Source organism: Microbacterium sp. 1154 (genome assembly GCF_031455375.1).
Classification (GTDB): Bacteria; Actinomycetota; Actinomycetes; order Actinomycetales; family Microbacteriaceae; genus Microbacterium.
In genome coordinates, this window is record NZ_JAVDSN010000001.1 from 614,519 (window position 1) to 628,298 (window position 13,780).

The window sequence follows — 13,780 nt, forward strand, 5'->3', positions numbered from 1 at the left end:
TGGGCATCACTCTCCCGATGCTCATTTTCGCTCAGATTAACCCCCGTTGAACGGCTACCGGCGCTCATTTGAAACCTTCCCGTGAAGCGTCGTCACAAATGAGCGCGCGGGTTAGCGTGACACCGTTCGTCACCGTGGCCCATGGGACGACGCACCCGAACCCCCTTCCTCCCACAGGAGAACTCCGTGAAAAGTCCTCGCCTGATCGCCACCCTCGCCGCCGTCGCGGCTGTCGGGGTCACCCTGGCCGGCTGCAGCCCGAGTGGCGCGAGCGCCTCGTCGTCCGACGGCTCCGACAAGACCCTCACCGTCTTCCTCAGCGCTGACACGAACATCCAGGACCTCTGGCAGAAGACGCTCATCCCCGCTTTCGAGAACGACAACCCCGGTTACACCGTGAAGGTCGATTTCGACCTGCACGGGGCCCACGACCAGCAGACCGTGGCCAAGCTCACCGCGGCCACGGTGCAGCAGAAGGACCCCGGCTACGACTTGGTCGATGCGGGGTTCGTGACGCAGGTCGCGGCATCCGGGCTGCTCACCCCCGTGACCGCCGATCAGGTGCCCGCCCTCGCCGACGTGCCCCAGACCCTGTTGCAGGCGGGCGGCAACGGCGGAGTGCCCTATCGCGGGTCGAGCGTCGTGCTGGCCTATGACACCACGACCGTCCCCACCCCTCCGAAGACCCTCGCCGATCTCTTGAGCTGGATCAAGACCCACCCTGGGCGCTTCACGTACTGCGCGCCGAGCACGGGCGGCAGCGGCGCCTCGTTCGTCACCACGGTGCTCGACCAGAGCCTGTCCGCGGACGATCGCACCACGCTCGCGACCGAGGCGGCCCCTCAGCTGGAGAGCGGGTGGGACGCGGGGTTCGCAACGCTGGCCGGTCTGAACGCCTCGGTGTTCCAGAACGGCGTGTACCCGAACGGCAACAGCCAGGTGCTCGACCTGCTCGCGAGCGGGCAGATCTCGATGGCACCCGTGTGGAGCGACCAGTTCGTGACCGGCGTGAAGAACGGCCAGATCCCCGCGAACATCGCCTCGACGCAGATCTCCGACCCCTCGTTCACCGGCGGCGCCAGCTACCTCGGCATTCCCTCGGCCTCACCCCGCCAGGCCGGCGCCCAGAAGCTGCTCTCCTGGGTGCTCTCGCCCACCGCGCAGGCCCTCATCGCCGACAGCATCTCGGGCTACCCGGTGATCTCGCTCGACAAGCTGCCCGCATCGGTACAGGCGCTGTTCCCGAACGCCGACATCGCCAACCTGCGGCCCGGCTACTTCTCGGCCAACGCCGCCGACATGAACAAGGCCTGGGCCCAGAAGGTCCCCGGGAAGTGATGAGCGCCTCCACCGCACAGCGGGAGGCGCGCACCGCGGTCCGTCGAGCCCACCCGGCTCGGCGGACGGCGGTGGCCGGCTTCCTGCTCGCGCTCCCGCCGGTCGTGGTGATCGCCGTGTTCGTGGGGGTTCCCGTCGTGACCGCCCTCGCTTTCAGCGTGGGGTTCACCGGTGGCCTCAACAGCGTCATCGCCGCGGTCGGACAGAACGTGCACCGCGCGGACGGTCTCGTCCCCACCCTCGCGGCGTACGGCGACGTGTTCGGCGCCGACGACTTCTGGCAGAACCTCGGTCTGACGCTCGGTGTGACCGCGGCCAGCACGCTCATCGTCCTCGCGCTCGCCGGTGGCATCGGGCTGTTCCTCCGCCTGCACGGCGGGCGACTGGCGCGCGTGCTCTCGGCGGTCGCGATCGTGCCGCTGTTCATCCCCGTCGTCATCGCGTCGTGGGCGATCCTGACCTTCTACTCCGCCGACGGCTTCGTCAGCAGCCTGTTCGCCGCGGTCGGCCTCGATGCGCCGGTGTGGGCCTTCACCCCCGTCGCGATCATCATCGGCTCGGCGTGGACGTCTCTGCCCTTCGCCGTGCTCATGATCACGTCGGGTCTGCAGGCGATCCCCGACGCCCTGATCGAGGCCGCGCGCGATGCCGGTGCCGGCACCGTCCGCATCGTGCGGACCATCCTCGTGCCCATGAGCGCGGTGCCCATCGTCATCGCGGTGACGTTCACCGCGATCGGGGTGATCGGCTCGTACACGGTGCCGTACTTCACCGGGCCGAATGCTCCCACGATGCTCGGGGTGGCGCTGGCGAACTCGTTCACGTCCTACAACGAGCCGCAGCAGTCGATCGTCATGGCCTTCGTCGTCTTCGTCGCGGCATCCGGAATCGGCGCCCTGTACGTGTGGGCCAACTTCCGCAGCGCTCGTCGTGAGGGGAGGGTCTGATGCCCCGCTCGCTCGCCGCGGCCCTGCGCACCTCGGCTGCCGTGCTGTTTGCCGTCGTCCTGGTGGTCTTCGTGCTGGGGCCGCTCGTCTGGCTCGGCACTCACGCCTTCGCCGACACGTGGACGTACCCGCACCTGCTGCCGGACTCATGGACGCTGCGCTGGTGGTCGACCGTGCTGACCGACCCGCAGCTCGCATCGTCGATCCAGAGCTCGCTCGCCATCACGCCCATCGTGGTCGTGGTCGCGGCGGTCGTCTGCCTGCCGGCGGCGTACGCGTTCGCGCGGTTCGAGTTCCCCGGGCGGCGGTTGTTCCTGATCGGCCTGTTCGCCACGAACGCCTTTCCGAAGATGGGGCTGTTCGCCACACTCGCCTCGCTCTACTACGCGCTCGGTCTGATGAACACGGTCGCGGGGGTCGTGATCGTGCAGCTGCTCGGCACCATCGTCTTCATGACGTGGATTCCTGCCGCCGCGTTCGCGTCGGTCCCCCGGTCGCTCGAAGAGGCGGCGCGCGACGCGGGCGCCTCGCGCGTCCGTGTGTTCCTCACCGTCACGCTGCGCATGGCGCTGCCCGGCATCCTCGTGGGCTGCGTGATGGCTTTCCTCGCCGCCTTCGACGAAGCCCAAGGGACGTACCTCGTCGGCGCGCCCGACATCGTGACGATGCCGACCGAGATGTACTCCCTCGTCCTCAACTTCCCCAAGCAGGTCGCCGCCGTGTTCTCGATCCTGCTCGCCATCCCTTCGGTGGTGCTGCTGCTCGCCGTGCGCAAGCACGTCATGGGCGGTCAGCTCGCCGAAGGCTTCCAGCTCAAATGAAGGAGCCCGCTGTGACCATCGCGGCCGACCCGACCTCCCTCGCCCCCGCGCCGTCGGGGGCCTCCGACCCCTCCCCGGGGCTGCGCCTTCGCTCGCTGCGCAAGACACTGGGCGGGCGGACCATCATCGACGACCTCGACCTCACCGTGCAGAGCGGGGAGCTCGTCTCGCTGCTCGGACCCTCGGGGTGCGGAAAGACGACGACGCTGCGCATGATCGCCGGGTTCCTCGCCCCCGACGAGGGCGCCATCGAGATGGCCGGGCGGGATGTGACCCGGCTCGGCCCCGACAAGCGACCGAGCGCGATGGTGTTCCAGAACTACGCCCTGTGGCCGCACATGACCGTCGCCAAGAATGTGGCCTACCCGCTGCGTCTGCGCCGGCTCTCGCGCACCGAGATCGCCGAGCGGGTCGAGGCGGTGCTGCACCTGGTGAATCTGCTGCACCACCGCGACTCCCGCCCCCCGCGCATCTCGGGCGGTGAGCAGCAGCGCGTGGCCCTGGCCCGCGCGCTCGTGCAGGAGCCCGAGGTGCTGCTGCTCGACGAGCCGCTCAGCAACCTCGACGCGAAGCTGCGGGTGAAGGTGCGCGAAGAGATCCGCGACCTGCAGCAGAGACTCGGCATCACCACGGTGGTCGTGACGCACGATCAGGAGGAGGCGCTGTCGATCTCCGACCGGGTTGCGGTGATGAACGCGGGCCGCGTCGAGCAGTTCAGTGCGCCCGGCGAGCTCTATCAGCGACCCGCGACCGAGTTCGTGGCGACGTTCATCGGCTCGTTGAACCGAGTCGAGGGCGGCTTCGACGGGACGCGCCTCGTGCACGGCTCCGACGTCGTGGGGATCCGTCCGGAAGACGTGGTCTTCACGATCGATCCCCGGCCCGGCGCTCTGCTGGCACGCGTGGAGCGCGTCGTGCCGCACGGCCCCTTCCACCGCGTGCGCGTGCGCCGGGACGATGCGACCCTCGACGCCTTCGTGCCCGGCACGCCGCCCGCGGTCGGGGCGGTCGGGTACGCCTCGGTCGCCTCCGCCCTGGTGTACCGCGACGGTCTGCTCGTCGACAGGGTGTCACGGTGACGGCGCGCGCCTGCGCCCACCGCGGGGACTCGGGCATCCTGTGCGAGAACACCCTGCCGGCGGTGCGGTCGGCGCTCGTCAAGGGCGCGGCGGTCGTCGAGATCGACGTGCGTCTCACCGCCGACGGCGACGTGGTCGTGCTGCACGACCCCACGCTCGAACGGCTGTGGGGCGATCCGCGCGAGATCGAGAGCGTCCGCACCGCCGAGCTCCTCGCCCTCGGCGGGCCCGACCACCGTCCGCCCCTGCTCGCCGAGGTGCTGCCCCTGTTCGCCGCCGGCACCAGTCGGCTGGTGATCGACATGGATGCCGCCCGCCCGGCCGCGCCCGCCCACGCGGTCGTCGCGGCATCAGGCGTCACCGTCGACTGGTGCGGTCACCTCGCCGCTATGCGCGTCCTGCGCGAGATCGATGCCGACGCGCGTATCTGGCTGCCCTGGGGGCGGGAGGAGCCGCCCGCCGCTGCAGACCTCGAGGACCTGTCACCGGTGCTGATCAACGCGCCGTTCCCGGTCGTCGATCACCGGTTCGTCCATACCGTGCACGACCTGGGCCTGCCGGTCACGGCATGGACGATCGATGACGAGGGCGATCTCACCCGGGCGCTCGACCTCGGGATCGACACCATCACCACCAACCGCCTCGATCGCCTGCAGGCGATGATCGCCGCGCGATCGGCATCCATCGAGAAGGAACTGAACCGATGACACCCTCGGAGCTGTCGGCCGCCCACGAACTGGCCGTGAAACTCGCGCGATGGGCTATCGACGAGACGCGCGCGTATCGGGTGACCTCGGTGCACACCAAGGCCCACCCGGCCGACCTCGTCACCGAGCTCGATCGCGCCATCGAGAGAAGAGTGCGCGAGGTCGTGATCGACCGGTTCCCCGATCACGCGTTCGTCGGGGAGGAGTACGGGGGCAGTGCGAGAATCGGCGTACCGACCTGGTACCTCGATCCCGTCGATGGAACCACCAATCTCGCGAACGGCGTTCCCTGGACCGCCTTCTCGCTCGCGCTCGCCGTCGACGATCAGCCCCTCGTCGGCGTCGTGGCGGAGCCCTGGCAGAACGCCGTTTTCGAGGCGGTCGCCGGACAGGGCGCACGACGCGACGGCATCCCCCTGCACCTGCCGGAACACGCGCGGCTGCGCGGGGGAGTAGTCGGCACCGAGCTCGCGGGCCACGAGCCCTGGCCCGGGATGGACGACGTCGCGCTCTCGCTCACCGCGGCGTTCTGCACGCTGCGCGTCATGGGTTCGGGAACGCTGACGCTCCTCGGGCCGGCCGCCGGTCGCGGATGCGCCGCGCTGGTGCACCGCTTCAGCCCGATCGATCACCTCGCCGCGGTGCTCATCGCCCACGAGGCCGGGGCCGAGGTGCGCGACGAAGACGGCCGCCCCTCGCTCTTCCCCCGCCGCGGCGGTGTGCTCGTGGCATCCGAGACCGTGGCCGATGAGATGTCCGCGTTGTGGTCGCGGGCTCTCGCCGGGGCGGCGCCGGAGGCCCGCACTGACGCGGCGATCAGCCGATCGTGACGCCGGTGATCGTGACCGGAGTCGCGGGAGCGCCGTCGGACGCGCCACCGGCCGTGCCCGCTGCGGCGATCTTCTTGACGACCTCGAGTCCCTCCGGCGACATGGTGCCGAAGACCGTGTAGTCAGGCTGGAGCTTCGTGTCGGCGTAGACGAGGAAGAACTGCGAGCCGTTCGTCCCGGGGCCGGCGTTCGCCATGGCGACGGTGCCCGCCGGGTACGTCTCGGTGCCGTCCAGCTCGTCGTCGAACCGGTAGCCGGGGCCGCCGAGGCCCGTGCCGGTCGGGTCGCCGCACTGCAGCACGAAGATGCCCTGCGTGGTCAGGCGGTGGCACTCGGTGTTGGTGAAGTACTGCTGCTGCGCGAGCGAGACGAAGCTCTCGACCGTGCAGGGCGTGCGCTCGCCGTTCAGAGTGATCGGGATGGCTCCGGCGGAGGTCTCGAGCGTCGCTTCGATCTTCCCCGTGGGACGCTCGGTACCCGCGGCCGGCGGGGTGACGTCCGCCGACGGCTGCCCCGACGTCGGGTACGAGCAGTCGCCCGAGGCGGCGCTCGCGCTCGACGTGCTCGACGCGGGGGCGGGCGCGGACGTGGACGTGGTGCTCCCGGCGCAGCCGGCGAGCAGAAGCAGGGCGGAGGCGGCGACGGCCGCGGACATCAGTCGAGTACGCACGCCTCCAGGGTAGGGCGTCGCCCCCGACCCGTCAGCGCGCGTCTCGTTCCCCGGGCGCCGGGTCGATCGGCATCCGGATGCCGCGTGCCCGACCGATCGCGATGACACCGCACGCGAGGGCGACGATGGCCGCGGCGATGACGACGATGTAGACCGCGACGCTGCTCCACCCGCCGGTGCTCGGATCGAGGAAGGGGTAGGGGTACCAGAAGGGGGCGCCCGTCGTGGGGTTGGTGATGAGCGGCGCGCGCAGGAGCGTGTACACGATCCAGGCGATCGGGAAGATCGCCGCCGCGAACGCCGCCGACCAGGGCAGGCGTCGTCGCGCGGGTCCAAGGAGCACATCGAGCAGCAGGAACAGCGGGCCCCACACGTGCATGATCTCGTTCGACCAGCCGAGCGTCTCCGGCTGCAGGGGGATGCCGCGCAGCAGCAGGTTGTAGACGACGCCGGTGACGATCATGTAGGTCGACACGAATGCGAGGGCCGTCGCCAGGGCAGGAGGATCGACCTCGACACGTCGGCCGCGCGCGAAGAAACGGACGCCGAGCCACGCGATGACGATCGCCGACGAGACGTTGGAGAGGATCGTGAAGAAGCTGAAGAAGTTGGCGACCACCGTCGCGACATCTCGGCCCTGCCCGACGGCCTCGGCCGTCGACGACGCGAGCTGCGCCCCCACCGCGACGAGGACCATCACCGCCACGGCCACGCGCGCCGCGTTCCACCCGGTCGCCCATCCGTGCGATCTCTGCATCGACTCAGGCTAACGAGGGCTCCGATGCCGACGGAGGGGTTGCGGTAGATGCCGTGCCTCCGGCCGCGTGACCTGACGTCTCATCGATCGGGTTGGTCGCCCGCACGCTTTTGTGAGTACGCTCGTACTAACACCGGAACCATCGGAAGGGCGCTCATGATCCTGGTTGCGATTCTCGTCTGCGAGGTGGGTTTCTGGGTTGCGATCCTCGCCGGCCTCAGTGCTCGGTACGTGCTGAACCGCCCGAAGCTGGGCGGGCTGCTGCTCGTCGTGGCTCCGATCATCGACGCGGTCCTGCTGGTTCTCGTGACGGTCGACCTCCTCCGTGGGGGGACGGCCTCCTGGCATCACGGTCTGGCCGGTCTCTACATCGGAATATCGATCGCCTACGGGCACCGCATGATCGCCTGGATGGATGCCAGATTCGCTGCGCGTTTCCGGGGGGCACCGCGGCCGACGCCGTTGTCCGGCGTGGCGTACGCGGTCGCCTGCTGGAAAGACGTGGCCCGCACGCTGCTCGCTGCCGCCATCACGACCGCCATCCTCGGCGGCCTCGTCCTTGTCGTCGCCGACCCCGCTCGCACGACGGCGTTGCTCGGCATCTTTCCCGTCCTGGGCATCGTTGTCGTCATCGACGTGCTCTGGGCCATCAGCTACTCCCTCTGGCCGAAACGCGCACGTCCGGCGGAGGCAAAATGAACTATGCCCCGCCTTATCGACCATGACGCCCGCAACGACGAGATCGCGGCTGCCTCCTTCCGGGTGCTGGAACGTGAGGGGCTGACCGGGCTATCGGTACGGAAGGTCGCGGAAGAAGCAGGGATCGCCGCTGCATCATTGCGGCGCGCGTTCCCGACGCAAGACGCTCTGCGCCAGTTCTGCTTCGAACGGATCCGCGTTGCGGTGGCAACGCGGCTGAACGCCGTGACAGGCGATGCCCGAGAGCGCGCTCTGCAGGCGTTGAAGGAGTTCCTCCCTCTCGACGACCCCCGGCGGACCGAGCTCGTTGTGCAGCTTCAGCTGAGCCGGCTGGCTGCGGGTGATGACGCCATGCGGGTGAATGCCGAAGACCTTCATGACGGAGTGGGTGGTGTGTGCGCGGCATTGCTGGACGACTTGTTCGAGGCGGGCCTACTGGCAACCGACATCGATCTGGACCTTGAAGCAGTCCGCCTCCACGCCCTCCTCGACGGGCTCGCCCTTCATCTGTTGTGGAACGTGTCCGGCGACCCAGAGGACCACGCCGATAGGGTGCTTGCCCGCCACCTCGACAGTCTGGCCACGTGAGGCCGCCCCCTTGCGCCGTGACGCGCTGTCGAGGTTTCGGTCACGCAGGAGAACCGGCAACTCCGTCGACACGCGGGAGCGCCACACGCGCCGGCGGTTCAGGAGCCTGCGATGTCATCCGCCTGATTCTGACGGTGGCGGCGCACCCGCATCTTCGTAGAGCACCGGTCTGAGCAGTACGCGCGGTTGTGACGTGGGGAGGCATCCAGGAAAGGTGTGATGCACCCCTCGGCTTCGCACTCGTGGATGTACTGGGCTTCGCCGCTGGAGAACGCGGCGAGTGCGGCGCCGATGACGCGTTCGGCCACGTGTCCGACCATTCCGGCGCGGAAGCTGAGGAAGCCGATGGGTTCGCCCAGAGCGGTGATGCGAGGGGTGAGGCCGTAGGTGTCCACGAGATCGCCCAGGTGAGACGGCGCGTGGGGCGCCGCGGGGTCGAGGAGCACTGTCGCCACCTTGTCGCGGAGCAGTCGGATCTCTTGTAACTCCGCGAGACTCGCGTCCCGTCGTGCGGAGTGCGCGGTGCTACCGGGAAGGATGCGCTCGAGATCCTCCCAGCCGCGAAGCTCTTCAGGCCAGGGGCCCACCTTCCGCGTCGCGATGAGCGCAATGACGCGCTCGAGCTCATCACGGGCGGCATGACGAATAACCATGGTTACATGGTCTCAGGTAACGGAAGCAAACGCCAGTGTCCGTTACAGTCGAGAGATGTCTCGCTCCTCCCCGCTGAATGCCGTCCTCGGATCCAGCGCGTTCTGGCGCTACTCCGCAACGGCTTCTCTCATGCGCGCCCCCGTTCTCATGGCGGCGGTCGCTCTCACTACGACGAGCATCCTGATGACGGGGACTCTGGCCGCCGGTGCGGTGTTGGCGGCGTGGTATGTCGGAGGCACGGTCGTCGCCACGCCGGTCATGGTGCATGTGGTGGGCCTCCTGCCGCTGCGGCGGGTGCTGCGATGGCAGATGTTCGCCCACGCTGTCCTCTGGGTGGGAATCGCCGCGTGTTGGCTCACGGGTAGCGCTCCGTGGATTTCCGCGATGCTCGCCGCCGGCGCGGGCGCGATCATCGCGGGCAACGGAGGCGCGGTGCGAGCGTTGATGTCGGGGACAGTGCCCGCGGAGGCCGCACGATCCGCATCCACGGTCGATGTCACCTTCCTCGACATCCTCATTTTTCTGGCGCCGCTCGCAGCCGCCCTCGCCTCCCTCATCCACCCGGTCGCACCGGTCGCGACCGTGGCCGTGGTGGGGTTCGCCGCGGCCGCCGCGGTGTCGCTGACGTCGCGCCGGATCGTGGCCCATGGCGACCAGGGGCGAGAGCATCCCCACCGGCGCGGGGGGCGCCTCCGGTGGGATGCACAGGGTGTGTCGTGGATTCTGTTCAGCGCAGTGATCGGGCTCTACTTCGGGGCGATGGAGGTCGGAGCTCCTGGTCTCGTCGTCACCTACGGCTTCGAGGTGAGCCTCGCCTGGATGATCTTCCTCGTCCTTTCCGCGACCAGCGTGTTCGGCGGGTGGGTGGACGCGTCCCGACCGCAGAGCACTTCCGAGGACCGGTGGGCACTCGTCGGTGCCGCATCTATGAGTGCCGGCTGCCTTCTCTTGGCGTTCACCCCGCCGCTCGCCTGGGCCGTGATCGGATTGCTTCTGACCGGGTTGCCAGTCGCCACTCTGCTCGGTCTGCGCTCCCACCGCATCGACGTCCACGTGTCCCCGCCGCAGCGTGCTGGCTATCTGTCCTGGGCCTTCGCCGCACAGAATGCCGGCTTCGCGTGCGCGAGCCTCCTGCTGGCGCACGTCTCGCAACCGACGATGTTCGTCTGCACGGGCGTCCTCGTCCCCCTCGCTCTGCTCCTCGCGCTCCGTACGCGACATCCCCGGGCGCGCGTGGTGACGTCTGCGAGGTGATGCGCCCGCTGTGCGAGGGGCGAAATCTCTCGGATTTTCGGATCGGTCAGCGACGCAGCGTGGCGCTGGGCGACTCGGCGAAAGCTTTTTTGTACCGGGCGGAGAAGCGGCTGGCGTGTGGGAATCCCCACCGTGCGGCGACGTCTCGCACCGTGGTTCCCCGGGTGGGATTCGCGGCGGTGAGGTCTTGTCGGGCGCCCGCGAGTCGGACCGTATGCAGGTAGGCCATGGGGGTGGTGTCGTACACGCGGCGGAAGAATTGTTGCAGCCCCCGAGGTGACATTCGTACCGCTTGGGCGACGGCGAGGACCGTCATCGGCTGGTCGGCGTGCTCTTCTATGTACGTTCTCGACCGTCAGATGGTGTCCCACGGTGCTTGCTCGTCGTAGGCCGCAGGTGCGCCCGGATCCCAGGCCGGACTGTGGCCGTCCGCTTCTCCTGTATCGAGGTGGACCGTTCGCGCCGCGATCGTGATGACCGATGTGGGCGTCACGAGGAAGCTCAGTCGTTGTCCGTCGTCCGCGGTCACATCGACGAACCCGCCGCCGGATCGCACCTGGCGTGCGATCTCCGTTTTGAGCGCGTCGGCGTGCTCGATGGGGGCGAGCGTATACGTCACTTCGGCGACGGTGACGAATAACCGTTCAATCGACTGCGACATGCCGGGCAAGGTATCCCGCGCTCTTCGTGTTGCGGGCCCCCGTTGCGTGCGCCGAAGACGACGGTCACACTGCGCCTTCCCCGGTGCCAGCCACCGGAGTGCCCCCTCGTCGTCCGCTGATGAAGCGCCGCGCCCGCTCCCGGCGGCTCCGGCGTGTCGCACCCGCTCGATAGGATGGGGTGTACCGCCGGAATCAGACGCGAGGAGCGCACATGCCCGGAATCGTGATCGTCGGCGTCCAGTGGGGCGACGAAGGCAAGGGCAAGGCCACCGATCTGCTCGGTGAACGAACCGACTGGGTGGTGAAGTTCAACGGCGGGAACAACGCCGGACACACCGTCGTCATCGGTGACGAGAAGTACGCGCTGCATCTGCTGCCCAGCGGCATCCTGTCTCCGGGGGTCACCCCCGTGATCGGCAACGGCGTCGTCGTCGACCTCGAGGTGCTCTTCAATGAGCTCGAGGCCCTCAACGCGCGCGGCCTCGACACGAGCCGCCTCAAGATCAGCGCCAACGCGCACATCATCACGCAGTACCACCGCACTCTCGACAAGGTCACCGAGCGCTTCCTCGGCAAGCGCATGATCGGCACCACGGGGCGCGGGATCGGTCCGGCCTACGCCGACAAGATCAACCGCGTCGGGATCCGCGTGCAGGACCTGTTCGACGAGAACATCCTGCGGCAGAAGGTCGAGGGTGCTCTCGACCAGAAGAACCACCTGCTGGTGAAGATCTTCAACCGCCGCTCGATCACGGCCGACGAGATCGTCGACGACCTGCTGTCGTACGCCGAGCGCGTGCGCCCCATGGTGGCCGACACGTCGCTCCTGCTCAACGACGCGCTCGAAGCCGGCGACGTCGTCGTCTTCGAGGGTGGCCAGGCCACCATGCTCGACGTCGATCACGGCACCTACCCCTTCGTCACCTCGTCGTCGGCGACGGCCGGCGGCGCATCGACGGGCTCGGGAGTCGGCCCCAACCGGCTCGACCGGATCGTCGGCATCGTCAAGGCGTACACGACCCGCGTCGGATCGGGTCCCTTCCCCACCGAGCTGTTCGACGAGAGCGGCGACTGGCTGCGCTCGCGCGGCTTCGAGTTCGGCACGACCACCGGGCGTCCGCGCCGCGTCGGTTGGTACGACGCCCCGATCACGCGCTACGCGACGCGCATCAACGGCATCACCGACCTCGTGCTGACCAAGCTCGACATCCTCGGTGGTCTCGAGCAGATCCCCGTGTGTGTCGCGTACGACGTCGACGGCGAGCGGTTCGACGATCTGCCGGTGAACCAGACCGACTTCCACCACGCGAAGCCGATCCTCGAGTACTACCCGGGCTGGAGCGAAGACATCTCCACGGCGCGCACGTTCGACGACCTGCCGCAGAACGCCCAGGACTACGTGCTGGCGCTCGAGAAGATGAGCGGCACGCGCATCTCCGTCATCGGCGTGGGCCCGGCCCGCGACCAGGTGATCGTGCGCCACGACCTGATCGACTGATGCGTTTCTGGGTCGGCGCCTACGCCCCCGACACCGGGTCGGCGGAGGGCATCGGCATCCTGCAGGCGGGGGAGCACGACGCTCTCGGCGCCGGCGGGCCTCTCGGCATGGTGGCCACCGCGGCCGCGGTGCCCGGGTCTGCGTCGTGGCTGGCTGCTCACCCCGCGAACGACGACATCCTGTACGCCGCGGTCGAGTTCGACGGCACCGTCCAGGCGTTCCGCCGAACGAGCGAGACGCGGCTGACCCCCCTCGGCCCGCCCGTCGAGGCCGGCGGTGCGGTCTGCCACGTCGCGGTCTCGCCCGACGCGTCGTTCCTCGTCGCGAGCTGCTGGGGTGACGGGCGCATCGTCCGTATGGCGCTCGACGCCCAGGGCCGGCCGTCGCGTCCGGTGATCGCCGCCGACGCCGCCGACCCCCACGGATCGGCGTCGGAGGCCGACGGCGTCTCCACCGGCGCCCGGGTCTCGGGCGCCGTCGTGCCCGACCTCGCCGCGGCAGCGCGCGCGCTCCGCGAGGCCGCGGGCGATGAGTACTCGCACCTGGTCCCTGACTACGACGACGTGCCGCTGACCGACGCGGAGTCAGAAGAAGCTGCGGTCGGTGCGCGCGTCTCGCGGGCCCATCAGGCGGTATTCCTGCCCGGGGGGCTCGTCGCGACGACCGACATGGGCTTCGACCTCGTCCGCTTCTGGCGCCCGAACGACGGCGGCCTACGTCTCGTGCAAGACGTTTCGCTGCCGAAGGGCAGCGGCCCGCGGCACGGGCTCTGGCATCCCTCGGGTCACCTCTACGTCGTGACCGAGCTGAGCTGCGAGGTCTTCGTCCTGGCGCCGGACCGCGCGGGGCGCTGGCACGTGATCTCGGGCCAGCCGCTCCTCGGCACCCTCGACACCGACACGGCCGCCGAACTCTCGACCAGCCGCGACGGAAGCACGGTGTACGCCGGCGTCCGCGGCAGCGACACGGTGGGCGTGCTTTCGGTTCGCGGCCACGGCGAGGAGCTGCAACTGCTCGCTCTCGCCGAGACGGGCACGCACTGGCCCCGGCATCACCTCGTCGTCGACGACACCCTGCTCGTCGCGGGCCAGCTGGCGCACGAGATCGTGTCCCTGCCGCTCGACACCCGCACCGGCGTACCGGGCCGCGTGCGCCACCGCACGCCGTCTCCGTCGCCGACGCGGCTGCTGCCGATGCGCTGAGCCCGGCACGTAGGGGCCATACGGCGATACGACCTGCGGCCTTCTCCGCGAGACGGGCGAGCTCGCTCAAGGCG

General features: G+C 69.3%; 16 protein-coding genes. 11 read left to right on the forward strand and 5 right to left on the reverse strand.

What is annotated here, in order from left to right; genetic code table 11:
* Window positions 1-186: 186 nt before the first annotated feature.
* From J2X55_RS02765 to J2X55_RS02790, 6 genes are read left to right on the forward strand one after another with little or no spacing between them, the layout of a single operon-like run.
* The gene (locus J2X55_RS02765; RefSeq protein ID WP_309821744.1) at window positions 187-1,338 is read left to right on the forward strand and encodes an extracellular solute-binding protein; all 1,152 of its coding nucleotides are present in this window, start codon (window positions 187-189) and stop codon (window positions 1,336-1,338) included.
* Complete coding sequence (locus J2X55_RS02770; protein WP_309821745.1) at window positions 1,338-2,285, forward strand: ABC transporter permease subunit; 948 nt, start codon at window positions 1,338-1,340, stop codon at window positions 2,283-2,285. Before J2X55_RS02765 ends, J2X55_RS02770 begins: the two co-directional genes overlap by 1 nt.
* A complete protein-coding gene (locus J2X55_RS02775; protein ID WP_309821746.1) occupies window positions 2,285-3,106 on the forward strand; it encodes an ABC transporter permease subunit in 822 nt (273 codons plus the stop codon). The genes J2X55_RS02770 and J2X55_RS02775 overlap by 1 nt, the downstream gene beginning before the upstream one ends.
* The gene (locus J2X55_RS02780; protein WP_309821747.1) at window positions 3,103-4,185 is read left to right on the forward strand and encodes an ABC transporter ATP-binding protein; all 1,083 of its coding nucleotides are present in this window, start codon (window positions 3,103-3,105) and stop codon (window positions 4,183-4,185) included. Before J2X55_RS02775 ends, J2X55_RS02780 begins: the two co-directional genes overlap by 4 nt.
* A complete protein-coding gene (locus tag J2X55_RS02785) occupies window positions 4,182-4,892 on the forward strand; it encodes a glycerophosphodiester phosphodiesterase (RefSeq protein WP_309821748.1) in 711 nt (236 codons plus the stop codon). The genes J2X55_RS02780 and J2X55_RS02785 overlap by 4 nt, the downstream gene beginning before the upstream one ends.
* On the forward strand, window positions 4,889-5,722 hold the full coding sequence (locus J2X55_RS02790) for an inositol monophosphatase (protein WP_309821749.1): 834 nt from the start codon (window positions 4,889-4,891) through the stop codon (window positions 5,720-5,722). The genes J2X55_RS02785 and J2X55_RS02790 overlap by 4 nt, the downstream gene beginning before the upstream one ends.
* Here J2X55_RS02790 and J2X55_RS02795 read toward each other — a convergent pair.
* Window positions 5,709-6,392, reverse strand: a complete 684-nt coding sequence (locus J2X55_RS02795; RefSeq protein WP_309821750.1) for a peptidylprolyl isomerase — start codon at window positions 6,390-6,392, stop codon at window positions 5,709-5,711. The two genes, J2X55_RS02790 and J2X55_RS02795, sit on opposite strands and share 14 nt — an antisense overlap.
* Before the next feature lie 31 nt (window positions 6,393-6,423).
* Window positions 6,424-7,149 carry a Pr6Pr family membrane protein gene (locus tag J2X55_RS02800; RefSeq protein WP_309821751.1) on the reverse strand — a complete coding sequence of 242 codons (726 nt, stop codon included), beginning with the start codon at window positions 7,147-7,149 and terminating at the stop codon, window positions 6,424-6,426.
* A 156-nt stretch (window positions 7,150-7,305) separates the two neighbouring features.
* On the opposite strand from J2X55_RS02800, the gene J2X55_RS02805 reads away from it, so the two are divergent.
* A complete protein-coding gene (locus tag J2X55_RS02805; protein ID WP_309821752.1) occupies window positions 7,306-7,848 on the forward strand; it encodes a hypothetical protein in 543 nt (180 codons plus the stop codon).
* Between the two features lie 3 nt (window positions 7,849-7,851).
* Entirely contained in the window at window positions 7,852-8,436 is a 585-nt protein-coding gene (locus tag J2X55_RS02810; RefSeq protein ID WP_309821753.1) for a TetR/AcrR family transcriptional regulator, read from the forward strand.
* A 98-nt stretch (window positions 8,437-8,534) separates the two neighbouring features.
* Here the strand turns inward: J2X55_RS02810 and J2X55_RS02815 are convergent, their stop codons facing one another.
* The gene (locus J2X55_RS02815; protein ID WP_309821754.1) at window positions 8,535-9,089 is read right to left on the reverse strand and encodes a CGNR zinc finger domain-containing protein; all 555 of its coding nucleotides are present in this window, start codon (window positions 9,087-9,089) and stop codon (window positions 8,535-8,537) included.
* Window positions 9,090-9,144: 55 nt separating this feature from the next.
* On the opposite strand from J2X55_RS02815, the gene J2X55_RS02820 reads away from it, so the two are divergent.
* Window positions 9,145-10,344 (forward strand): hypothetical protein, encoded by a 1,200-nt coding sequence (locus J2X55_RS02820; RefSeq protein ID WP_309821755.1) that lies wholly within the window; start codon window positions 9,145-9,147, stop codon window positions 10,342-10,344.
* A 46-nt stretch (window positions 10,345-10,390) separates the two neighbouring features.
* On the opposite strand, the gene J2X55_RS17345 is transcribed toward J2X55_RS02820, so the two are convergent.
* Both J2X55_RS17345 and J2X55_RS02825 read right to left on the reverse strand, forming a co-directional pair.
* On the reverse strand, window positions 10,391-10,684 hold the full coding sequence (locus J2X55_RS17345) for a helix-turn-helix transcriptional regulator (protein WP_396653252.1): 294 nt from the start codon (window positions 10,682-10,684) through the stop codon (window positions 10,391-10,393).
* Between the two features lie 15 nt (window positions 10,685-10,699).
* Window positions 10,700-11,005 (reverse strand): hypothetical protein, encoded by a 306-nt coding sequence (locus tag J2X55_RS02825; RefSeq protein ID WP_115916329.1) that lies wholly within the window; start codon window positions 11,003-11,005, stop codon window positions 10,700-10,702.
* 212 nt (window positions 11,006-11,217) lie between these two features.
* Here J2X55_RS02825 and J2X55_RS02830 point away from each other — a divergent pair, with 212 nt between their 5' ends.
* Together J2X55_RS02830 and J2X55_RS02835 are read left to right on the forward strand one after the other, a co-directional pair.
* A complete protein-coding gene (locus J2X55_RS02830) occupies window positions 11,218-12,504 on the forward strand; it encodes an adenylosuccinate synthase (RefSeq protein WP_115916327.1) in 1,287 nt (428 codons plus the stop codon).
* Window positions 12,504-13,706 carry a beta-propeller fold lactonase family protein gene (locus J2X55_RS02835; RefSeq protein ID WP_309821756.1) on the forward strand — a complete coding sequence of 401 codons (1,203 nt, stop codon included), beginning with the start codon at window positions 12,504-12,506 and terminating at the stop codon, window positions 13,704-13,706. Before J2X55_RS02830 ends, J2X55_RS02835 begins: the two co-directional genes overlap by 1 nt.
* Window positions 13,707-13,780 lie beyond the last annotated feature (74 nt).

Coding starts and splice junctions, on each gene's coding strand:
- J2X55_RS02810 (WP_309821753.1), top strand. CDS start 7,852: ATGCCCCGCCTTATCGACCATGACGCCCGCAACGACGAGATCGCGGCT.
- J2X55_RS02805 (WP_309821752.1), top strand. CDS start 7,306: ATGATCCTGGTTGCGATTCTCGTCTGCGAGGTGGGTTTCTGGGTTGCG.
- J2X55_RS02780 (WP_309821747.1), top strand. CDS start 3,103: ATGAAGGAGCCCGCTGTGACCATCGCGGCCGACCCGACCTCCCTCGCC.
- J2X55_RS02770 (WP_309821745.1), top strand. CDS start 1,338: ATGAGCGCCTCCACCGCACAGCGGGAGGCGCGCACCGCGGTCCGTCGA.
- J2X55_RS02775 (WP_309821746.1), top strand. CDS start 2,285: ATGCCCCGCTCGCTCGCCGCGGCCCTGCGCACCTCGGCTGCCGTGCTG.
- J2X55_RS02800 (WP_309821751.1), bottom strand. CDS start 7,149: ATGCAGAGATCGCACGGATGGGCGACCGGGTGGAACGCGGCGCGCGTG.
- J2X55_RS02830 (WP_115916327.1), top strand. CDS start 11,218: ATGCCCGGAATCGTGATCGTCGGCGTCCAGTGGGGCGACGAAGGCAAG.
- J2X55_RS02820 (WP_309821755.1), top strand. CDS start 9,145: ATGTCTCGCTCCTCCCCGCTGAATGCCGTCCTCGGATCCAGCGCGTTC.
- J2X55_RS02815 (WP_309821754.1), bottom strand. CDS start 9,089: ATGGTTATTCGTCATGCCGCCCGTGATGAGCTCGAGCGCGTCATTGCG.
- J2X55_RS02790 (WP_309821749.1), top strand. CDS start 4,889: ATGACACCCTCGGAGCTGTCGGCCGCCCACGAACTGGCCGTGAAACTC.
- J2X55_RS02825 (WP_115916329.1), bottom strand. CDS start 11,005: ATGTCGCAGTCGATTGAACGGTTATTCGTCACCGTCGCCGAAGTGACG.
- J2X55_RS02835 (WP_309821756.1), top strand. CDS start 12,504: ATGCGTTTCTGGGTCGGCGCCTACGCCCCCGACACCGGGTCGGCGGAG.